Raw genomic sequence first — 21,950 nt, 5'->3', positions numbered from 1 at the left:
CACGAGAAGCTCCTCATGAGCATTGAGCCGCCAGTCTCAGATGAAGAGGCGGAGCAATTGATTTCGTGCTTCGGCCCCGACGACTGTTTCGGCCTGGCTTGGGCTCTCTTACATCTCATTGAATCCGCGCCCAATGGGGCTCCTCTGCGCCAGGAGCCGCCTGCGTCAGCCAACGAGTGGATTCGACGACTGTGGGAGAGTGCGCATCGATGATGTACTCCTCTGGGCTACCGATAGCGCAGTCTTCGTAGCTTCAGTGCGTCAGTAGGCACACCTCTGCCAAGAACCGGAGTAGGACTGCCTGCTCCGGTTCTTGTTTTTTCAGCCCTTCGTCCTTCGTATGCAGCATGCGTAGAGGCCCGCCGGGTTCTTGCCCGTGGCCTCGTGACCGAGGAAGCGGAGGTGCTTCCGGCCCACGGACGCAAGAAAAGTCCCGCTCGAGGGCGCGTGACAAGCGCCTGCCTGCGAGTGTCACACCCTACCCCAGCGCCTCCGCCAACCGGGGCAGCACGTCTCCGGCCCGCGCCTCCACGCGCACGTCGGCCATCTCCACGCCCCGGCACTCGCCGATGTTGACGATGGCGATGGGCATGCGCCGCTCCGAAGCGCGCACCAGGAAGCGATAGCCGGAGAAGATGGCCAGCGACGAGCCCACCACCAGCAGCGCGTCGCCCTCCTCCACCAGCGCGAAGGCCGCTTCCACCGTGGGCGCCGGCACGTTGTCGCCGAAGAACACCACGTCCGGCTTCAGCGTCCCGCCGCAGCGCAGGCACACCGGGACGCGGAAGGACTGGAGCACCTCCGAGGACAGCTCCGCGTCACCGTCCGGCCTTAGCTCCAGCACGTGGTGCTCGAAGTCTGGGTTGAGCGCCAACAGCCGCTTCTGCACGTCCGCGCGCGCCTCCTGCGCGCCACAGTCCAGACAGCGCACGCGCGCCAGCGCTCCGTGCAGTTCGATGACGCGCGAGCTCCCCGCCGCATGGTGCAGCCGGTCCACGTTCTGGGTAATCAGCCCCGGCACGTGCCCGTCTCGCTCCATGGCCGCCAGCGCGTGGTGCGCGGCATTGGGCTGCGCCGCCGAGAAGCGCGGCCAGCCGAGCAGACTCCGCGCCCAGTAGCGCGCTCGGACCTCCGGCCTCGTGAGGTACTCGCGGTGCTGGATGGGATTGCGCGCGCGGGCCCGCGTCCCGGGGCCCCGGTAGTCCGGGATGCCCGACTCGGTGCTGCACCCGGCGCCGGTGAGCACCACCGTGCGGCGGCCTCGCAGGAGCTGGATGAGGGCGTCCACGCCTTCGGTCGCTTCGGGGGCAGGCAGGGCTTCGAGCGAAGAGGTCATCGCGGCACTTCTATAATGGTGTGGGTCCTCCGCCGCCGGATGCCTGCCCGGCCCCCTCCCCTCGCCCGTGGTAGAAAGGCGTCAGTCCCGCGGGGTGATTCCCATGTATGCCTTCGTCGTCGCCCTTTTCGTCGCCCAGGCCGGGGCGGCCACGGGGGCACCGGACCACCTGTCCTACAGCACCGAGCTCCAGCCCGTCTTCGACCGAGCCTTCGAGGTGGCCCAGGGGCCCCGTCCCGAGGACGCCCTGCCCGACGTGCAGCGGCTGCTCGAGGAGGCACCGGAGAATCCCCAGGGCTTCCATCTGGCGGGGCTCGTCTACCTGCAACAGCAGAAGCTCGACGACGCGCAGCGGGCGCTGAACCAGGCGCTGAAGTTGGGCGTCCAGGAAGACCTCCGTGCGGAAGTACTGGGCCTCCTCGGCATCGCGTACGCGGGCCTCCAGCGCTTCGACGAGGCCGACCATGCATTGAACCGAGCCCTCCAGCTCAGTCCGGACCAGTTGACGGCGCGATACCAGGCCGCCGTGCTCGCCGGGCGGCGCAAGGACTTCCAGCGCATGCGGGAGCATGCCCTGCGTGTCATCGCGGTGAAGCCGGGCTCGGGCCTCGGACACGCGCTGCTCGCCGCCGCCGCGCTCGGCCAGGGCGAACTGGACGAGGCGGAGGCGGAGGTGCGGCTCGCGCGCGAGCTCGGCCAGGACGACTCGACGGTGACGGCCGTGGAAGCGGGCATCGCGAAGGAGCGCCGGAGCAGGCTCCTGTGGGAGGTGCCGCTGGGGATGGTGCTGTTCCTCGGACTGTCGCTGCTGGGCACCTGGGCCGCGGGACGCGCGCTGTCGTCGGTGCAGCTCGGGAAGCTCCGCGCGGGGCGCGTCCACCTGATGCGCGCCGAGCAGACGGCCTCCGAGCGCCGCGTGGACCGGCTCTACAGCGCGGTGCTCTGGTACGCCTCGCTGCTCTTCTACGCGTCCGTGCCGATGATGCTCGGGCTGACGCTGATGGTGACGGCCGGGCTCTTCTACGGGCTCCTCAAGCTGCACGTCGTCTCGGTGAAGCTGATGGCCATCGTCGGCATCGTCGGAGTCGGTGGGCTCATCGCCATCATCCGCGGACTCTTCGTCAGCGCGTCCGAGCCGGAGGAAGGCCGGCCGCTGAAGCCCTCCGAGGCTCCCGCGTTGTTCCGCGCCCTGGCCGAGGTGGCCGAGGTGGCCGGGTCCCGCAGGGTGGACCGGGTGCTGCTGTTCCCGAGCGTCGCCATCGGCGTGCGCGAGGCGGGCGGCCGGCTCGAGGTGCTGGTGGGGCGCGGCGAGCGCATCCTCCACCTGGGCCTGGGCGCCCTGCGCGGCCTCACCGTGTCCGAGTTGAAGGCCATCCTCGCCCACGAGTACGGCCACTTCTCCCACGGCGAGACGCGCCTGACGCCCATCATCGGCCGCATCCAGACGCAGGTGCTGCGCACCATCCAGGGCATCCACCAGGTGGGCTGGGCCGCCGCCAGCCCCGTGTACTGGTTCCTGCGCGCGTACTTCTTCGTCTACCTCCAGGTCACCGCCGGCCACGGCCGCCGCCGCGAGCTGCTCGCGGACCGCGTCTCCGCGCTGGCCTACGGAGGCGACACCTTCGCCCGCGCGCTGACGAAGACCATCGAGTATGGCGACACCTTCACCCGGGGCCTGACGGTGGCCGTGGGCCTGCGCGAGGCGGGCCGTCCCACGAGGGACCTCTACCGCACCGTCGACGCGACGGCGCGCGGCACGCCGGCCCCGCTGTGGGCCCTCACCCGCGAGGAGCTGTTCTCCCGCCCGGTGGATGCGTACGACTCGCACCCGCCTCCGTCCGAGCGCGTGCAGCGCGTGGAGGGAATCCCCGGGCGGCGCCCCATGGAGGACGCGCCCGCGCTGTCGCTGTTCGCCGACCCGGAGAAGCTGGCGGAGGAGCTGGGCGGCGGCGTGCTCACCGAGCTCGAGAACGCCCTCATCGGGCGGGGAATCTCTCCCGGCGAGCCCGTGGCCGCGACAGACGCGGAGCAGGACCGGCTGGCGGAGGCCATCGCCCTGTACCAGTCCGCGGTCTCGCTGGCCGAGCGGGAGCACCCGGACGCGCTCGCCGTGCTCCAGGACGCCCTCGCCCGGCTGCGGGAAGCGGCTGGCGCGGGAGACCCCTTCCTGGGGCCGCCCCTCGTGTCCCTGGCCCGGCTCCACCTGCATCGACAAGAGCCGGAGGCGGCACGCGCCGCGCTCCAGCGGGCCATCGACCTCTTCCAGACCCTGCCCGGCCGCGAGCAGGACCTCGCCGAGCTTCAGCGGATGCTCAGCGAGGTTCCCTCCCAGCAGGCCGCGTGAGGACGCCGCTCAGGGTGCGTTGCTGGTGGCTTGTGACGCGTCCGGGGCCGGCCGCTTGCCGTAGTCCAGCGCCACCGTCGTCCCCATGGGCGGAATGACGAGCCGACGCAGGCCTCGGTCCTTCCAGTGCAGCAGCAGCAGCGACGGGTCCTCCAGCGGCACGTCGAAGGTGAAGGCCACGCGTTTGATTCCGCGCGCATCCACCTCCACCACCTTCGCCGTCAAGCCGTCGAGCTCCACCTCGTCGCCCTGCTTCAGCCTGAACCGCTCGCCGCGGTGGACGCGCTCGACGATGCCATCGAAGAAGCGCTCTTGCGTCAGCTCCATCTCCAGCGAGTTGGGCCCCGTCCGGGTCAGCTTGTGGATGTCGACGGCGTACGACAGCGTCCACCACGCGCGGGGCAGCGTGTTGCCGCGCGCCCACCAGGCCACGGACGTATAGAGGTTCAGGTTCGGGTTCGGCAGGGTGAGCACCGCCACGCGCTGGTGGGGCAACGCGGTCTCGTCCAGGTCCTTCTTCAGCTGCGCATAGACGCGGTCAAAGCTCGCGGTCATGCGCGCCAGGGTGCTGGACATGAAGTACCAGCCCACCGGCGCCAACAGCCCGTGCGTCACCGCCAGGAGGCCGGCGACGCCCGTCAGCACGCGCCAGCCGCCGGAGCGCGCCCGGTTGCGCCACACGTGCGTCAGCACCAGGGCGATGACGGCGGCGCCGCCGATGCTCGGCACCAGCAGCAGGCGGTCACCCTGGATGGTGGAGGACACCGGCAACAGCGCCAGGAAGGCACCGGCCAGCAGCCAGCGCGAGTGCCGCCGCTCGTCCTCCGACAGCGACGGCCACACCGCACGCAGCAGGCCGAGCACCAGCGCGGCGGCGAAGAGCCCCACGCCGATGACGAGCCCGTCGCCACCCTCCGACTCGATGGTGAGCTCCGAGGGGATGCTCAGCAGCAGGCCCCACAGCATCGCGGGGATGCGGACCGACGCCGCCGCCAGCCACGCCGCCGGCTGCGACAGCGGGTCCACGTACAGGTCCGAGCCGAAGGAGCCGTAGCCCGCCTTCTTGTAGAGGACCAGGTAGCCCAGCGCGAGCACCGCCGCGGGCGCCACCGACAGCAGCCGCTGCCGCCACGGGCCCTTCGCGCCCAACAACTCATAGGCGAGCACGTACGCGAAGACGCCCAGCGCCGTCTCCCCGCCCACGAGCCCCAGCACCAGCGCCGCCAACGACAGGGGCGCGGCCCACTTCCGGCCGTGCTCGCGCCACTCCATGTGCAGCCACAGGCCCACCAGCGCGGGCAGCGTGGCCACCACCGCGTTGCGGTTGCACCACCAGCCCACCGGCACCGCATGCGAGTCGTCGATGGCGAAGAGCAGCAGCGCCACCGCGCCCACCGCCCCCGCCAGCGTGCGCCGCATCAGCAGGGCGAACACCGCCACCACCGCGAGGTACCAGAGCACCGAGTGGACGTGGAACGCCGCCAGGTTCTCCCCGAAGAGCGCGTGGTCCAGCACCATCGTCATGCTGCTCAGCGGCCGCCAGAAGGCGAGCTTCACCTCCGGCAGCGTCCACCACGGGAGGATGCCCTTCTGCGTCAGCGGCACCGAGATGGCCGGGTCCCCCGGGATGAAGCGGTACAAGTCGAAGGGGCCGTTGGCCAGCGGCGCCGGCGGTGTCCGCCCCGACAGAATGCCGAGGTAGATGAAGTCGTCGCCGAAGAGCCCCACCCGGAACACCGGCAGCGACACCAGCACCGCCGCGCCCAGGGCCAGCCAGAGGACGCGCGGCCACGCCAGCCACCGGTTGGCAGGTGAATCCTTCTGTACAGGAGTAGCTGGGTTTCCCATGAGTGCGAATCTCAACACCAGATTCGGGAGGAAGACCATCTCCCGGCCAGTAGGGCCGCCGGGGCGACGCGGAACGGGCGGAAGACCCTCCCCCGGTGAAGAACCCTCCACGGAGCAAGTGGATGACCTGGACGCTACGTGCGGGAGGGCTCCGGCGGCGCCGCCGTGCTACACGCGAGGGGCATGCTGCGCTGGCAATGGAAGAGCTTTTCGGAGCTGACGCTGGACGAGCTGTACGCGCTGCTCGCCCTCCGTCAGGAGGTGTTCGTGGTGGAGCAGCGCTCCATCTACCAGGACGTGGACGGGCTGGACGCGGCCTCCCTGCACCTGCTCGCGAATGAAGACGCGCGGGGCACGCCCTTCCTCGCGGCGTACCTGCGCGTGCTGCCCCCGGGCGTGAAGTTCCCCGGGGAGAGCAGCCTGGGACGCGTGGTGACGTCGCCCCGGGCGCGCGGACGTGGCCAGGGACGCGAGCTGGTGGCCCGGGGACTCACGCGGCTGGACACGGACTTCCCGACGGCGGCCATCCGCATCTCCGCGCAGCACTACCTCCAGCGCTTCTACGAGGGCTTCGGCTTCCACGCGGAGGGCGACGTGTACGACGAGGACGGCATCCCCCACATCGAGATGGTCCGCGCCGCGGCCCGCCGCTGAAGAGGGAGGAGCCGACGGTGCGCCACGGCCTCGCGATGGGAGCGCTGCTCGCCCTGCTGGCCTCGTCCCAGCTCGCGTGCGTGGTGGGCCCCCGCTTCACCCGGTGCCCCGCCGAGGGCGGCCGCCCTTGGGTGCGGCTGGACAGCGACCACTACACGCTGGAGACGGACCTGCCGCCCGCGCAGGCGCGCGAGGCGATGAGCGCGCTGGAGCGCACGCGCGTCGCCATCCTCGCCTCCATGTGGCCGGACGTGCTGGCGCGGCCGATGCCGAAGGTGCGCGTCTACGTCCTCGCCGACGCCGGCGAGTTCGAGGGCCTGTACCCCCGGCGGGTGCGCGCCTTCTTCCACCGCTCGGAGACCGAGGCCCTCATCGTCCTGCCCGGCCCGCCCGGCTCGTGGGTGCACCGCTTCAGCGGGCTGTCGAAGGCGTCGTCCTCGCGGCTCAACCACGAGCTGGCCCACTTCCTGAGCACGTACGCGCTGCTGCGCCAGCCCCGGTGGCTCTCCGAGGGCATGGCCGAGTTCCTGGAGACGCTGCGCCTGTCGGAGGACGGGAAGTCGGTGGTGGTGGGCGCGCCGCACTTCGAGGCCATCGTCGAGATGGCCCCGCAGCTGCGCCGCGTGGTGCGCACGCGCCCGGAGAAGCGGAGCTGGACGATGCAGCGCGTGCTGGACTGGGATGCGGCGTTGGAGGCCGCTGAGAACGACCAGCAGGTGGGCCTGCTGTACGCGGGGAGCTGGCTGCTCGTGCACTGGCTCTACGACGAGCGCCCCAAGGAGCTCGCCGCGTACCAGGCCCTGCTCGCGAAGGGCGTGGCCCCCGACGAGGCCGAGCGGCAGGCGCTGCCCGAGCTGCGCTCCGCGGAGCTCGACGGCATGCTGCTCGACTACCTGCGCAACCGCCGCTACCGGGAGTACACGGTGCCGGTGCCCACCGTGGGCAGCGCCTTCCTCGAGGAGGTCATCGAGCACGCGGAGGTGCACGCCATCCGCGCGAAGCTCGCCGCGCTGGGCGCGAGCATGGCCCACCGGGAGCCCTTCATCGAGAACCGGAGGAAGCTGTCGCGGGACGAGCTGAACGAGGCCCTGCGGCTGGACCCGAAGGGGCTCCTCGCCCTCTCCGCGCAGGTCCACGCGGCGCCCGAGGCGGAGCGGCCCGCCATCGCCCGGCAGGCGGTGGAGGCCCACCCGAACGAGAGCGAGGCGTGGCTGCTGTTCGCGTCGGCGCTGGGCACGGAGCCGGCGGCGAGGGAGGAAGCGGAGGCGGCGTACAAGAAGGCGTTGGAGTTGGAGCCCCGCAGCGCCCCCGCGGCGACGGGGCTGGCGTGGCTCTACGTCACGCAGGGGCGCCTCGCGGAGGCGCTCCCGCTGGTGCAGTGGGCCGTCTCGCTGGCGCCCTGGAGCACGCATGCGTTGGACACCTTCGCCATGGTGCTGGCGGGCGGCGGCGCGTGTGACGAGGCCATCCAGACGGAGGAGCGCGCCCTGGAGTTGATTCAGGACGAGGGCAACCCCGAGGTGGAGACGGCATTGCGCGAGCGGCTGGCGGGGCTCAAGAGCGGCACGCTCTGCACGCCGGCCACGCCGCGTCCCTGAGGGCATGCGGCCAGCGGACACCCGCGCCGTGAGGCCGGAGAGCATGCGGCCGGGAGCATTGCCCTCCGGGGCTGCTCGCCAATCCCTTGCATCGGTCCAAGCGTGAGATTGCGGGCGCAATCGCTTGCACCCCGGGGGCCAATGGCAACCAAAGACAGGACCATCCTTCCGACCGCTCGCCCCGAGGCCCAGCCCTACTGCTGGAGTGAGCTCGACGAGGGACAGCGGTGGGTGGCCAGGTCCATCCATCAATGGATGGTACGGTTCGTCGCAGAAGACCCCGTCATGCTCCCGCAGCAGGGCCCCTTCACCTGGCAGGCGGCGGACCTCCAGCGCCCCTCCAATGTCCTGCTCATCAGTGGCGGACGCGGAAGCGGGAAGACGAGCGTGATGCTCACGCTGCTCGAAATCTGGCGCCGCTTGCTCATGGAGGGAATGGAGTTCCCAGATCGCTGCCGCGAGGTCAACGTCTCGGACGGCAAGAAGGATCAGGGCTCGCTCGCCTACATCCTCTCGGGGGAAACCATCCAGAAGGCCCTGGACGTGAGTGGAGAGCCCGGGATGATCATCCCCCTGAAGCCCCTGGATCTCCAGCCGCTCCCGCGGAGCACTTCACTGCTGACCTGGATTGCCAGCCGCGTCCGGGAGTTCGCGGACCTGCTCGAACAGCTCGCGACCGGCACCCTGGCGGGGGGGACACCGCAGCCCATCGCGAGCTGGCATCCCGAGGCCCGGAACGAAGCGCCCTGGCGCAAGCCCTGGCGCGAGTTCGCCACCGCGGCCGCCTACGGCTGGGAGAGCAACCTGGACCAGCGCCGGGGAAGCCTGGACCCGGAGTCTTTCGCGGAAGAGCTCACCCAGGCGGAGCGGCAGCGACATGACGTGGTGGTCAAGTGGCGGGCCTTTGTCAGCGCGGTCGTCGAGTACGCCTGCCAGCGGTTCCCTCGCACCATCAAACCCTGGGCCCGGCTCGTCCTTCCCATTGACGACGTGGACATGAACCCGGACCGCTGCGTGGAGGTGGTGGAGCTGGTGCGCTTCCTCTGGCACCCACAGCTCGTCTTCATGCTGACGGGCGAGTCCCGCCTGTTCGTCAAGATGCTCAGGGTCGCCCACCATGGGATGATGCGAGGCTGGTTCGGCAACGGCGGCATCATCTGGAGCGAGTTCCTGTCGATGGATGCGCGCCCCTCCGCACATGAGCTCGCAGTGCAGGTCTATGACCGGGTCATCCCTCCCGGGCAGCGCTTTCTTCTCAAACCCCTCGTGCCGGACCAGCGCCTCCACCACCTCGTCCGCCTCCTGCACGCGGCCCTGCCTCATACCAACCCGAAGCCCTCCTCGCCCCACGCCCAAAAGCCGCAGGCGAATATGAAGCAATGGATCAATGCACTCGGAGGAAACCGCACGGCTCTCGGCGCATTCCTGCTCCGATTCCATGAGCACCCCCAATTGCAGTTGGGCCTTCCCGAACACTTCCGGCGCCTGCGCAATCTGGAGCATTCCGTGGTGCGGACGGTCTCCACGGGTGTGGAGATAACGCAGGCGGAGCTGGTCCATATCCTCTGGAAGGACGCCATCGAGAACCAGCCCCTCTCCCGCACGTCCGACAGGGGCCTGCGGCACGCGGTCCAGCGCAAGCTGGCCGAGGAAGGCGGCGCATGGAAGAGCAGGCTGCAGGTGTCCCTGAGCGAGCCCGTCAGACAACGCGGCCGCTTGCACCCGCACATCCTCCAGACTCAGCAGACCTCCAATCTGCGCTACGAGCTCAACACCGCCGACGGCTTCGTCTGGAAGGTTCGAAGGGACTTCCCACGCGAGGTCCCCGACTACCTGACGGCGCTGCTCCTGGTGGCAATCGACGTCGCGGCCGATGGGCACGGGGAGCTCGAAGGCCGCTTCCAGTTGAACGGACTCGTGGCGCCCTATGTCCGGGTCTCCGTTCCCGTCGAGTTCTCCTTCGGAGTGTTGAGCGTGCCATTCAGCTGGCCCACCCCGGACTGGGTCGGTTCGAGGCATGCCGGGTACTTCAACGCGTACTGGAACCAGGGGCTGAGCGACGCGCTGGCCCGTGGAAGGAAGACGGGTCGCGAGTTGGAAGAACTGCTCGTCCTCTTCCTAGGCGGCTTCTTGTGGGCACACGACCCCAGTAGACACCCCGGTGACACGCCCAAGCCGGATACCGAGGCGAGCAAGGACCGCTCCCTGCCAGCACGGCTGAAGGCCATCGCCAGCGCGTGCACACGCATCCAGAAAGACGTTTCGCGGACAGTGCATGAGCAGGCGTTCCTCGAGTGGTTCGATGAGCGACTGCCCCTCCTGGCTCAGCCTGAATCGGGACTACCCGAGGACGTCCGCAAGAAGCTGCCACAGGGCCAGGGGCTCAAGCTGAAAGTGGCCCGGATGAAGCGCACGGAGCAGGCCCTGGAGGAAATCAAGCCACCCGACTTGAAGCTCAACGCGGAACAACTCCTGCGGAGGCTCGACGCGCAATTCCAGAGAGCGGGAGTACCACGGCCCCCTCGCGGGAAGCCCGCTCCCGCCGCACGTTCCAAGCACGCCTACCACTGACGACGGCCCCCGACCATGACCACGGTCGCGAACACGTCCCACCTCGAAGCGGAAGTCCTGTCCTTCCCCTTCACGTCCGAGCTGTCCTTCGAGCTGGCGCTCTCCACCCTGGTGCGAAACTCGCACGGACTCTACGTGGGTGACTCCCAGCGGCTCTCGGATGCCCTCATCGACAAGCTGCGGCCCATCGCGCGCGGGCTGTCCCTGGAGATGCTCAAGCAGATTCGAGAGCAGGCCTGGGTTGCGTTCTCGCGGCCGTCGTCCACGGCGGGAGGTCGGGAGCTTCCGCTGGAGCGTCTCTTGCGCCACATCGCCGACAGGCACCTGCTCGTTCTGGGGCATCAGGTGACGCTGGGTCATCACGACGAGCGCTCCATCGAGCGACTGGCTGAGCGCTGGCGCTGGGTGTCACTCGTCCTCCCGCCGGACCTGCTCATCGCCGCGAGCGCCGCGGCGAACCGGAACGAGCCCACGACGGACTTCATCACTCTGGGCACCGCCCACCTGGGGCACTTCTTCCAGGAGGAGGGCATCGCGCAGACCCACCTGCACCTCGGCGCGGCCGTCTCCTTCGAGTGGCTGTGGACGCACCTCATGGCTCGCATCGGGCTGCACGCGCCCCCGGAGGAGAAGCTCCGCACCAAGGGGGGCGTTCCCTTCGGCACGCCGGAGTCGTTCCTGGACTGGCTCGTCACCGCGGCCCTGGCCCGAATCACCCTCGCTGCCTTCCTCTGGCACTGGGACCTGGGGCTGGTGAAGCGGAGCGGTGAGCCCACCTTCATCCCCTTCGTCCGGAAGCTCGTCGCGCGGGGGCCGGACGCCTCGCTGCACCTGAGGGCCCTCGCCGCCCTCGCTAGTGGTGTGGATGCCGTTGGGAGCAGGCAGCTTCGTCCCGTCCTCCGCCGGCTGCAGTACACCGGACTTCCCCCGGATTCGAGCAAGAGGCGCCCGCGCGCCCTGGAGGACATCCGGAGCGCGGATCCCCTGTACGCCTGGTTCAACATGCGGCAGGGAGCGCTGCCCGAGACACGGCTGGCGGCCAAGGCCCTGATGTTCATCCGGGACAACCCGGACGAGGAACAGTTCGCACAGCTCTTCTGGCAGTACGAGCGCATCCGCAACCGCACCTACCGCCACCTCGTCCAGCAGCCGGGAACGGCCGGGCTGGACTGGTTCACCATCCACTACAAGCGCGTCTCCGCGCTGCGCCTGGACATGGGGACGGAGTTGCTGATGAGCTCGGCGCTCGCCCTGGAATCACGCGGGTTGCCGCTCAAGTCGCTCGAGGTCCGCACCGCGCCCGAGAGACTGTGGCACCTGAACCGTCAGCTCATCCGCGCCATCGCCACGGCCCCGGGCCCGGCCCATGTTCAGACGGAGCGGGGCGTGATGCTGCACTTCGTGAAGGAATTGGACCGCGAGGAGCGGGGCTCCGCCAGGATGCGCCACGCGGACCCGTCCGACCTGGTCTACGGCTGCCGCTTCGGCAGTTACTACCAGCGGTGCCAATACGAGGTGGTGGCCATCGAGCGCGCCCTGCGCCGCCATCCAGAACTGCTCATCTATCTGCGGGGCATGGACACCTGCAACCTGGAGCTGGCCATTCCCACCTGGGTCTTCCTGCCGCTCCTCAAGCGCCTGCGCGAGGCCTCGCGCGAGGCGGCCCGGCTGCTGACCCCACATGCCCGGATTCCGCCCTTCCGGCTGACGCTCCACGCGGGTGAGGACTTCCGGCGGCTCGCGGAGGGGCTGCGCCGCATGCACGAGCCCCTGGAGTTCGGCGCGCTCCAGCCCGGGGACCGGATGGGCCACGCCTTCGCGCTCGCGCTGGACCCGGAGCGCTGGGCCCAGACAGCTCCTACCGTCTGTCAGCCCCGCGAGGAGCTGTTGGACGACCTGCTCTGGGAGCTCGCCCGCTGCCGCGCGGGGGACATGCGGGGCGAGGCGGGACGGGTGGACTGGCTCCACGGCCGCATCGACGGGCTGGCCCGCGCCATCTACGGCGACACCTACCGGAACGTGGAGGCTCTCATCCGTGCGCGGCAGTTGCGCCACGTCCCCGAGTTCCTCCTGAACACCGCGCGGTACCCCTTCATGCTCGACGCCTCACGCCCACGCGACACGGGGAGCGCGCGTGACCTGCTCTTCCTCTACCTGACGGACCCGGGCGTCTACGTGCGGGGGCAGGCCCCCGAGGAGGTACAGGTGGACGCCGCCGAGCGGAGGATGCTGCACGAGGCCCAGCGCTTCATGCGGAAGCTCTTCTCGCGTCTGGGAATCACCGTGGAGGCCAACCCCTCCAGCAACATGCTCATCGGGGACGTGCCCCTCGAGGAGCATCCCCTCTTCCGCCTGCAGCCCATGCCGGGCCAGCCCATGCCGGAGGGCGGCCCCGTGCTGGTGGCGCTCGGCGACGACGACCCGTTGACGTTCGCCAACAGCCTGCCGGACGAGTTCTGTTACCTCTTCTTCACCCTCCTGCGCCGAGGGCTCGGCGTACAGGAGGCGCGCGAGTGGCTGAACCAGATTCGCCGCAACGGCCTGCGCGCGCGATTCACCTTGCCGGAGTCGGTTTTGAAGCCCCTGCCCCGCCAATAACCGCCACGCCTACTGCTTTCGCAGCCGTACCCGCTTCACCTTGTGGTCCGGCCCCTTGGTGAGGATGAGCCGCGCGCGCGAGCGGGTGGGCGCGATGTTCTGCGCCAGGTTGGGCCCGTTGATCTCCGCCCAGACGGACTCGGCCATCGCCACGGCCTGCTCGCGGGTGAGCTCGGAGAAGCGGCGGAAGTAGCTGCGCTCGTCGCGGAACGCCGTCTGCTGGAGCTGGAGGAAGCGATTCACGTACCAGTGCCGGATGTCCTGCTCGCTCGCGTCCACGTAGATGGAGAAGTCGAAGAAGTCGGACAGGAACGTGCCCGGCATCCGAGTCCCCTCCACGGGGCCGGACTGGAGGACGTTGAGCCCCTCCAGGATGAGGATGTCCGGCTGGCGGATGACCTTCGCCTCGTCGGGCACCACGTCGTAGACGAGGTGCGAGTACACCGGCGCCGTCACCTCCGCGCGGCCCGCCTTCAGCTCCGCGAGGAAGCGCACCAGCCCGCGCCGGTCATAGCTCTCCGGGAAGCCCTTGCGCTTCATCAGCCCGCGCTCGGTGAGGACGCGGTTGGGGAAGAGGAAGCCGTCCGTCGTCACCAACTCCACGCGCGGATGGTCCTGCCAGCGCGCCAGGAGCGCCTGGAGGATGCGGGCCGTCGTGCTCTTGCCCACCGCCACGCTTCCCGCAATGGCGATGATGTAGGGCACCTTCCGCGCGGTGCCGCCCAGGAACGCCTGCTGGTCCGCCCACAGGCGCTGGGCCGCGGCCACCTGGAGGTTGAGCAGCCGGGAGAGCGGCAGGTAGACATCCACCACCTCCTCCAAATCCAACTGCTCGCCCAGGCCGCGCAGTCCCTCGATGTCGGCCGTGGCGAGCGGCAGCGGCGTGGAGGCACGCAGGCCCCGCCACGCCTCGCGCTCCAGGTCGATGAACATGGAAGCAGCCGTGCTGCCGGGTGCGGACATGATGAGGTGCTCCTCCAGGAGAATGGACACCCTTCCCCTCCGCCGCCTACCACAAGGGCGTACGCGGCGCGCGGGGCTTCAGGTACCCGTGGCCGGGTCCCAACCGTAGAAGCGCTTCAGCTCTTCATACAAATCCGGCGTCTTCTCCCGCATCTGCCGGGGCTTCTCGAAGAAGGACTCGGTGGCCACGGCGAAGAACTCCGCCTCGTTGAGGCCGCCGTAGTCGTCCATTACCTGCCGCTCGCGGCGCCCGCCCTGCTGGAGCTTCTGGAAGTGCTCGCTCATGACGGAGGCCCATGCCTGGTAGTGCGAGTACGCCCGCAGCTTCGGCGTCCCGTCGAAGGCTCCGTCCGCGCGGTCCAACACGTGGGCGAACTCGTGCGCGGCGGTGTCGTGCCCGTCCCCGGGGTTGCTCAGGCCGTTGAGCACCGCCTGCCACGAGAGGATGACGGAGCCCCAGTGCTTCGCCTCGCCCAGCACCACACCGGTGCGGTCCGGCAGCTTGAAGGCGTCCGGATAGACGATGACCTCGCGGAGCCGGTCGTAATACGACAGGTCCAGGTGCACCACGAGCTGCACCGCCGTGGCGGAGACCACCGCGCGAATCTCGTCGGTGACGGTCAGCCCTCCGGCGCCGATGAACTCCTTCTCCCAGGCGAAGACTTTGAGCTTGTCCAGGAAGGGCGCTCGCAGCTCGGGTGACAGCGCGCGGAAGAAGGGCACCCGCGCGTCGAGGTAACCCAGCCAGTCCGCCGGGAAGGGCCGGCGCAGCAGGCGCCGTCGGCGGAGCTGGCGGAGGAGTGAAATCATGGGGAAGGCATAGCAGATGTCCGGGTAGGGTTGGGTTCCCCCCCAGGGCCGAAGGCCGGAGGCCCCCTCGAAGACGGCACGGACGTGGCACGAGCAATGAGTGGACGAGTGGTGATGTGGTGCGTGGCGCTGACGCTGGCGCTGCTGGCACCCCGCGCGGGCGCGCAGGACACGGGGCCGGAGCAGGTGGTGGACGAGGTGGTGGTCCGCGGCCCGGAGAAGACGAAGCCCGAGACGGTGCAGGCCTACGCGCGCATCGACGCGGGCGACACCCTCACTCCGGAAGAGCTGACGAAGGTGGAGCGACGCCTGGTGGCCACCGGCCTCTTCCAGGAGGTGCGCGTGAGCACCGAGTACACGGCGCCGAACCACGTGCGCCTCATCCTGGAGGTGGAGGACAAGGCCTCGTGGGTGGTGGCGCCCACCTTCTCGCTGTCCTCGGCCAACGTCGGCGGCGGGGTGCTGTACGCGGAGAACAACCTGTGGGGCCGCAGCAAGAAGTTCGGCGCGGCGGCGCAGGTGAGCACGGCGGAGAGCGGCCTGTTCGCGGGCTACCTGGACCCGAACCTCTTCGGCCTGCCGCAGCTGCGCTTCAGCCTGGAGGGACAAATCAAGAGCGACCGCGTGGACGAGTACCAGCCCGGGGCGAGCCAGGAGGACCCGGAGGTGGTGCGCCGCACGCGCATCAACACGGCGTCCATCGCCGGGGAGCTCGGGGTGATGCTCTTCGAGCGCGTGCGCGCCGCCGCGAAGTACCGGCTGATGAGCGTGGACGCGAAGTCGCCGGACCCCGAAGAGGAAGTCACGGAGGAGGCCTTCTCCACGGGCCCCTCGCAGCGCGACGCGTCGCTGCGACTGATGGTGGGCATCGACACGCGGCAGAACCTGCACGCGGTGATGGAGGGCATCAACCTCGAGGCCTCGTACGAGGTGTCCAGCCCCGGCGTGTGGAGCGAGTTCACCTACCGGCGCTTCGGGTTGTTGTACCGGCACGGCCTGCGGCTGATGGGCGAGCACAACCTGGTGCTGCGCGGCGAGGCGGTGGCGGGCATGGACCTGCCCTTCCACCAGGAGCTGACGATGGGCGGCAACTCGCTGCGCGGCTTCCTGCACCGCCAGTTCCGCGGCGACACGCGGGTGTCCTTCACCGCCGAGTACCACTTCCCCCTCTTCACGGTGAGCTCGCTGTCCTTCCGGGGCGTGGGCTTCTCCGACACGGGGCTGATGCTGTGGCGGGACATTCCCGAGGACCGGCAGCTGCGCGACGTGAATGGCCGCGTGGTGCGCGGCTACCTGCCGGACGCGAAGGAGGGGCTGGACGGCGCCACGCTGGCCCAGGGCGTGGGAGCGGGCCTGCGCCTGTACCTGCGCAACGTCGTCCTGCCGCTGGTGGGTGTGGACGTGGCGTACGGGGTGAACTCGGGCGAGTTCCGCTTCTACCTCGTGGCGGGGGTGAATCCGTCCTGAGCTGAGGTGCCTCCGGGCACGTTGCCGCACGCCCGCGCCGTGGCCATGTGTTCGGCATGGCGGCCGGTGAACGGCGAGGGGTGGCACGTGTCAGCCGGTGACAACGGCGGGCGTCAGGTGCCTCCGCGCGAAGGGCCTCGGTCTACGGGGTGGCCCGCGCGTGTACGCTGCTTCGTCCTCTCTCCTCCGGTGGCCGCCATGTCCCAGGAACGCTTCACGACCAGCCGCGAGGTGTACCACCGCATCCGCTGGGACCCGCGGCTCGACGCGCGCGAGTTCTCCATCGGCTACGACGCGCACCTCGAACAACTGGAGGAGATGCCCTTCGAGGCTTTTGTCCCCGACGGGGAGATTCCCTGGCACCGCGTCTGGTACTTCAAGCGCGGGAAGCAGGTGGTGTGGGACCGCCGACAGCGCCTCGACCTGCTCGACTCGCTCATCCCGCCGGAGCCCGTGGTGGCTCCGGCGCCCACCGCGGTCGAAAAGAAGCCCGAGCCAGTAGAACCGGCGCGGGACGACGCTGCATCCGCGCCGGAGGTGACTGCTGCCTCCGCATCCGCCGGGAAGACGTCCGCGCCGGGACAGCATGCCTCGCGTGGATACAAGCCTCTGCCGGGATGGCGCTTCGACACGAGCGCCGGCGCCTGGGGGGAGTCCCCGCCCGAGCAGGCAGAAGCCAACGTCGAGCGATTCACCGTCACCACGCTCAACGTCCTCTTCGACCTGTATGACGGGGACGGCCTCGACACGGAGCGACGAACGCCCGCGGCCCTCGCGGTGCTGCGTGACTCCGACGCGGACGTCATCGCCTTGCAGGAGGTGACGCCTTCGTTCCTCCGCGCGCTGCTCGACGCGCCGTGGGTGCGCGAGCACTACCAGGTCTCGGATGGACCGGGCGCGGCGACGGTGACTCCGTCCGGTCAGCTGCTCCTGTCCCGCCTGCCATTCGCCTCGCTGAGCCAACACGTCTTCTCGCGAGACAAGCGGCTCATCATGGGTGAGCTGGCCCTGAGCGGAGGTCCGCTGTGGGTGGCCACGCAGCACCTGACGAGCAGCCGCACACCCGCGGGAGTCTCCGCGCGGGCCGAGCAGGTCGAGACCATCACCGAGTGGGCACACTCGCTCCTCACGCAAGGCTCGGACGTGGTGCTCGCGGGTGACTTCAACTTCGGAGAAGGCGCCCCGGAGTTCGACGCCTTCGTCCGGGTCGGCTTCGTGGATGCGTGGCCGACACTGCGGCCCGCCGAGAGCGGAGAGACGTACGACCCCGCACGGAATGCCCTCGCCGCGTTCACGACCGGCACGGGCCGGAGCCTCCGCCTGGACCGGGTGCTGGTGGGCTCTCCTTCGGGGCGGCTCGTTCCGGAGGCGGTGGACCTCATCGGAGAGTCCCCATTGGAAGGGCCTCCAGGCCCCACCGGAGCCGCGCTCTACGCGTCGGACCACTTCGGCCTCCGCTGCGTCCTGCACCGGAGCCCCTCGCCGCGCGCGGAGGCCGCTCCGGCGTATGCCCGCGAGCGCAGGCCGCCGCTCGTCCACCACACGGCGGTGGTGCTCATCCCGCCCGACGCGGTGTGGGAGCCCATCCAGGCCCTGCGCCGCAAACATGACTCGAAGTTCCAGCGGTGGATGCCACACGTCACCCTGCTCTACCCCTTCGTTCCCGAGGAGTACTTCGACGAGGCGGAAGTACGGCTCTCGGAAGCGCTGCTAGGCATGAAGCCCTTCGAGGTGACGCTGTCCGACTTCAGCCACTTCGAGCACCGCGCCAACGTCACCGCCTGGCTGCGTCCCGAGGACCGGCCGCAGGGTGCCCTGAAGGCCCTGCATGCGGCGCTGGAGCAGGCCATGCCCGAGTGCGACGAGCAGGGCCGCAAGTCGGCGCGTGGCTTCACCCCGCACATGTCCGTCGGACAGCTCCCATGCTCGGGAGCGGCGGACATCGCGCGCACGATTGCCGGCTGGGCGAAGCACTGGCGCCCGCTCACCTTCGAGGCGCGTGAGGTGTGCATCATCCGCAGGAAGGGCGATACCCCGTTCGAGGTCGTGCGAAGGATTCCCCTCGGAGGAAGAGATGGAGGCGCAGGTCGCCGTACAGCAGACGCCTCGGCTCGGGAGGATGAAGCCCTCCGGGCTGCGTTGTCCGCCCATGCTCCGGCGGCTTCCTCCGAGTCCCGGCGCGCGCGCACCACTGCCGTGGAACGGCTCCAGTCGCTCTGTGCACACGTGGGGACGGAGCTGCACCCATATGGCTCGTACCTTCTCGGAACGGATGGCGCGGGCAGCGACGTGGACGCGGTGGCCATCGGCCCCTCGCATCTGTCGCGCGAAGCCTTCGCGAAGGCGCTCCTCGATGCGCTGGAGCGCGAGCCCTCCGCCTCCGGCCGCTTCGTGGCGGATGCCGCGATTCCGCTGGTGAAGCTGTCGCTGGACGGCGTGAGCTTCGACCTCTCCTACGCGAGCCTTCCGGAAGGCGTGGCGCCCTGCCCGCCCGAGGTGCTCGTCGCCCGGCACGGGGATGCCCTGGACACCCCCGGCCTGCGCTCCGTGCTCGGCCTGCTGGACACGCAGCGCCTGCTCGACGAGGTGACGCGAGCAGGCGCCGGGCTGGAGCGCTTCCGCACGCTGCTGCGCACCGTGAAGGCGTGGGCGAAGGCGCGCGGCATCTACTCGCATGCCCTGGGCTATCTGGGCGGATTGTCCTGGGCGGTGCTCGCGGCCTGGACCTGTACGCGGGCGCCCCGAGAGGCGACGGCGTCCGACGTGTCCCTGCTCGCCTGGTTCTTCGAGACGTTCTCCCTCTGGCGCTGGCCGCAGCCGGTGTCCCTCACTCCCGAGACGGCCGGCTACCGGCCCGATGGCAAGCGGGACCTGCTGCCCGTCATCGCGCCCTCGGCGCCGGTGCGGAACACCGCGCGGAATGTGTCGCGCTCCACCTCGCGGGTGCTGCGCGATGAGCTGACCCGGGCCGGAAAGCTCGTGGAGAAGGCCCGCGCCGACGGCACCCCAGCATCCTGGGAAGCCCTCTTCGAGCCCCTGGCCGACGCGCTCCCCTCGCGGCTGGAGCTCACCGTCGAGGCGCCGACCTCCGATGCGTACGAGGTGGCCGCGGGTTGGGTGCTCGGACATCTCACCGCGCTGGTCTACCGGCTGGAGGGCGACCGCCGCGTCTTCGCGCGTCCCCTGCCCCCGACCTCCTCCGAGGACGACAGCACCTTCGTCATCGGCCTGGACGCCAGGTCCGTCCCGCGCACGGTCCTCATGGAGAAGGTCAACGAGTTCTGCCAGGCCTTCCAGGACTGGGAGCACCGTCCCGAAGGGGCCGTGCTCCTCGCGGAGCTGACGCCCTGAGCGCGGGCACGCGGGTGCTCACCGCAGGTCCGCGGGCAGGCGGGGCGAGGCGAGCAGGTCGAGGAACACCTCCCAGCGCCGCTCCTGGGTGGCGCCCGGTCCGGCCCGGCGTTCCACGTACTGCTTCACCAGGTCGCGTCCCAGGTTGTAGTTGATGACATACGAGCGGCCCGCCTCGATGCTCGTCATCACGAGCTCGGCGCGCTCGGGAGTCATCAACGCGTAGCGCATCAGCCAGTCGCGCGCCGCCTCCCTGCCGAGCCTGCCGTCGACGTAGGCACGCGCGACCTCGGTGTTCGCATAGGAGAGCTGCTCGAGCAGCGCCTCCAATCGCATGTACCGGGCGGCGTCCTTCGGGTCGAACCCGGCGAGCGGGAAGAGCACGTCGCGCACGTAGGCCTCCGCGTCGGGGAAGGCCAGCTCGACGCCATGGTCCGCGCTGCCCTCGGCGATGAAGGACATGGGGGAGTAGAGCGGGTACACCGTGAACTCCACCCACCCGCGCTCCCGCACCAGGTGCTGTTCCAGCAGGGAGTTGTAGACATGGTGGCCGGGGTAGCCCTCGTGCGCGGCCAGCACGACGGAGCGCCAGAGGAAGTCCGGCAGCCCGGTGTTGATTTGGATGACGCTGGTCGCGTTGCCCTTGAACCAGTTGTAGGCCCCCCACGGCTTGTCCGAGACGTACTCCAGCGTGAAGCGCTCATGGGCCGGCAACACCCCATGCTGGAGGGTGCGTCGGCGGGACTCGGCGATGACGGCGCGGTACACCGCATCGCGCTTGTCCGCGGGGATGACGAAGCGCTGGCGGAAGCGGTCGACGCGCTCGCCCAGGGGACCGGAACCGGGCACCACCTGTTCGAGCCGCGCGAGCACGGCCTCGAATTCCTCCTCGGAGTGGCGCGGCGCACGCGCGCCGTAGAGGGCCTGGCTCTCGTCGTCGAACGACAGTCGCTCCCCCGACAGCATCCGCACCCGCGTGGACAGCGCGGTGAGCTGGGTGAGCAGGAAGCGACGGCGCATCGCCACGAGCGCATCGTCGGGCACGGGCACGGCCTCCACGGCCTTCATCACTTCCGCGGCGCGCTGGCCTATCTCCGCCAATGGCAGTTGCGTGGTGCGAGCCTCCCGGGCCCAGTCCTCCGGTCCGTAATAGGCATCCACGTCGCTCTCACCGTGCTGGCCCAGGGCGAGGACGAGCTTCACATACTGCTCGGCTGCGGCGTCCAATGGAGAGGAGCTCTTCACAGGCATTCCTCCTGAAGGCGCGGGCGCTGGGCCCTGGGTGGCACAGGCAAACATCAATGAGGACAGGACGAGAGCCGACAGGAATGGGAAGCGCATGCAGGCAGTGCTCCGGGGTTGTAGCCGGCATGTGTACGGCCACACAGCAACTGGATTGCTCAAACGTGCAATGATGGCCGGAGCACCTACACAGGGGGACACATGGCGGACACCTATCGCGTCGCACGACTGCCCATCCGACTGCGCGGCTTCGTCCAGCCGGACACGGCATCGCAGTTCGAGGGCTACGTCGAGCCGGGCGACTACTTCGTGCTCGAGGAGCGACCGAAGTTCCCGAACGCCGACACCGACTATGTACGGCTGGAGGTGCCCACCCTGGGCGCGCTCGACACCTGGGTCTGCACACGCTGGCGCACGCAGAGCTATGCGCGGCTGCTGGACATGGAGAAGCCCCCGCCCATGCAGCGCCTGTCATTCAAGGACGAGCCCCTCGCCGTGGACGAGGAGCGCCTGACGAAGCTGCTCGCGGCGTTCCGCGACTACCGCTACGAGCTCGACCTGGCCCGCTACCCGTGGGCACTCCCCGGAGTCACCCTCCCGCTGGCGCCGCCCGCGGCGAACAACTGCTGCACCTTCGTGGAGGCCCTGACGGTGAAGGCCTTCACCGACGCGCACGGCGACGCCATCGTCTGGGATGCGCGCCGTCACCGGCAGATGATGATTGCCTCCACGGAGGACTACTTCTCGCCCGTGACGGCCGCGGTGGAGAGCGGCATGGGGATTCTCGCGCCGTCGCCGGACGCTCCGCCGCATCCGTGGACGCTGGTGCAGGGCTGGCGCAACCAGTGGCGCTCGGGGCACACCTTCCTCGTGGTGGACCACCACTCCGCCACCGACAAGGTGCTCATGCTGGAATCGAACACCGCCTACGGACTCGATGGTGTGGGCTACCGCGGCATCGGAAACCTTCGCGATAAGGGGCTCAAGCCGCCCGCGAAGTGGTGGGAATTGCCCGACGTGTGGACGTGGCGCCGCGTCTGCTCCACGTACCTCTTCCGTCAGCAGGCGTGGCTGAAGGTGCGCAACCGCAAGCTGTCGGGGCTCGAAAACGCTTCTCCCTGAAGCGCTCGGAGAGTTCTGGTATTTCAATTCTGGCGCGAATGCATCT

Annotated in this window: 13 protein-coding genes; 8 read left to right on the top strand and 5 right to left on the bottom strand. The window is 69.7% G+C overall.

The window, feature by feature from the left end; genetic code table 11:
* Positions 1-478: 478 nt before the first annotated feature.
* Positions 479-1,336 carry an NAD-dependent protein deacetylase gene (locus ACVTJA_RS15265; RefSeq protein ID WP_465837102.1) on the bottom strand — a complete coding sequence of 286 codons (858 nt, stop codon included), beginning with the start codon at positions 1,334-1,336 and terminating at the stop codon, positions 479-481.
* Positions 1,337-1,439: 103 nt separating this feature from the next.
* On the opposite strand from ACVTJA_RS15265, the gene ACVTJA_RS15260 reads away from it, so the two are divergent.
* The gene (locus tag ACVTJA_RS15260) at positions 1,440-3,680 is read left to right on the top strand and encodes a tetratricopeptide repeat protein (RefSeq protein WP_465840396.1); all 2,241 of its coding nucleotides are present in this window, start codon (positions 1,440-1,442) and stop codon (positions 3,678-3,680) included.
* A 9-nt stretch (positions 3,681-3,689) separates the two neighbouring features.
* Here the strand turns inward: ACVTJA_RS15260 and ACVTJA_RS15255 are convergent, their stop codons facing one another.
* Positions 3,690-5,528: a hypothetical protein gene (locus tag ACVTJA_RS15255; RefSeq protein ID WP_465837101.1), complete on the bottom strand. Its 1,839-nt coding sequence runs from the start codon at positions 5,526-5,528 to the stop codon at positions 3,690-3,692.
* A gap of 183 nt (positions 5,529-5,711) precedes the next feature.
* Between ACVTJA_RS15255 and ACVTJA_RS15250 the strand changes: the two genes are divergently transcribed.
* The 4 genes from ACVTJA_RS15250 to ACVTJA_RS15235 all read left to right on the top strand — a co-directional run bounded on the left by ACVTJA_RS15250 (position 5,712) and on the right by ACVTJA_RS15235 (position 12,949).
* A complete protein-coding gene (locus ACVTJA_RS15250; protein ID WP_465837100.1) occupies positions 5,712-6,182 on the top strand; it encodes a GNAT family N-acetyltransferase in 471 nt (156 codons plus the stop codon).
* A 17-nt stretch (positions 6,183-6,199) separates the two neighbouring features.
* The gene (locus ACVTJA_RS15245) at positions 6,200-7,780 is read left to right on the top strand and encodes a DUF1570 domain-containing protein (RefSeq protein WP_465837099.1); all 1,581 of its coding nucleotides are present in this window, start codon (positions 6,200-6,202) and stop codon (positions 7,778-7,780) included.
* 285 nt (positions 7,781-8,065) lie between these two features.
* Positions 8,066-10,351, top strand: coding sequence for a hypothetical protein (locus ACVTJA_RS15240; protein WP_465837098.1), 2,286 nt, complete (start codon positions 8,066-8,068; stop codon positions 10,349-10,351).
* 15 nt (positions 10,352-10,366) lie between these two features.
* The gene (locus ACVTJA_RS15235; protein ID WP_465837097.1) at positions 10,367-12,949 is read left to right on the top strand and encodes a hypothetical protein; all 2,583 of its coding nucleotides are present in this window, start codon (positions 10,367-10,369) and stop codon (positions 12,947-12,949) included.
* Between the two features lie 9 nt (positions 12,950-12,958).
* Here the strand turns inward: ACVTJA_RS15235 and coaA are convergent, their stop codons facing one another.
* The gene (coaA, locus tag ACVTJA_RS15230; RefSeq protein ID WP_465840395.1) at positions 12,959-13,912 is read right to left on the bottom strand and encodes a type I pantothenate kinase; all 954 of its coding nucleotides are present in this window, start codon (positions 13,910-13,912) and stop codon (positions 12,959-12,961) included.
* A gap of 78 nt (positions 13,913-13,990) precedes the next feature.
* On the bottom strand, positions 13,991-14,722 hold the full coding sequence (locus ACVTJA_RS15225) for a M90 family metallopeptidase (protein WP_465837096.1): 732 nt from the start codon (positions 14,720-14,722) through the stop codon (positions 13,991-13,993).
* A gap of 96 nt (positions 14,723-14,818) precedes the next feature.
* Between ACVTJA_RS15225 and ACVTJA_RS15220 the strand changes: the two genes are divergently transcribed.
* Positions 14,819-16,189: a BamA/TamA family outer membrane protein gene (locus ACVTJA_RS15220; protein WP_465837095.1), complete on the top strand. Its 1,371-nt coding sequence runs from the start codon at positions 14,819-14,821 to the stop codon at positions 16,187-16,189.
* A gap of 198 nt (positions 16,190-16,387) precedes the next feature.
* Positions 16,388-19,540, top strand: a complete 3,153-nt coding sequence (locus ACVTJA_RS15215) for a poly(A) polymerase (protein ID WP_465837094.1) — start codon at positions 16,388-16,390, stop codon at positions 19,538-19,540.
* Between the two features lie 18 nt (positions 19,541-19,558).
* Here the strand turns inward: ACVTJA_RS15215 and ACVTJA_RS15210 are convergent, their stop codons facing one another.
* Complete coding sequence (locus tag ACVTJA_RS15210; RefSeq protein ID WP_465837093.1) at positions 19,559-20,785, bottom strand: DUF885 domain-containing protein; 1,227 nt, start codon at positions 20,783-20,785, stop codon at positions 19,559-19,561.
* Positions 20,786-20,983: 198 nt separating this feature from the next.
* Here ACVTJA_RS15210 and ACVTJA_RS15205 point away from each other — a divergent pair, with 198 nt between their 5' ends.
* Complete coding sequence (locus ACVTJA_RS15205; protein ID WP_465837092.1) at positions 20,984-21,904, top strand: hypothetical protein; 921 nt, start codon at positions 20,984-20,986, stop codon at positions 21,902-21,904.
* Positions 21,905-21,950 lie beyond the last annotated feature (46 nt).

It is taken from the genome of Pyxidicoccus sp. M6 (assembly GCF_055568925.1).
Note: the sequence above shows the minus strand (reverse complement) of the source record. Positions and strands in the feature narration are given on the sequence as shown.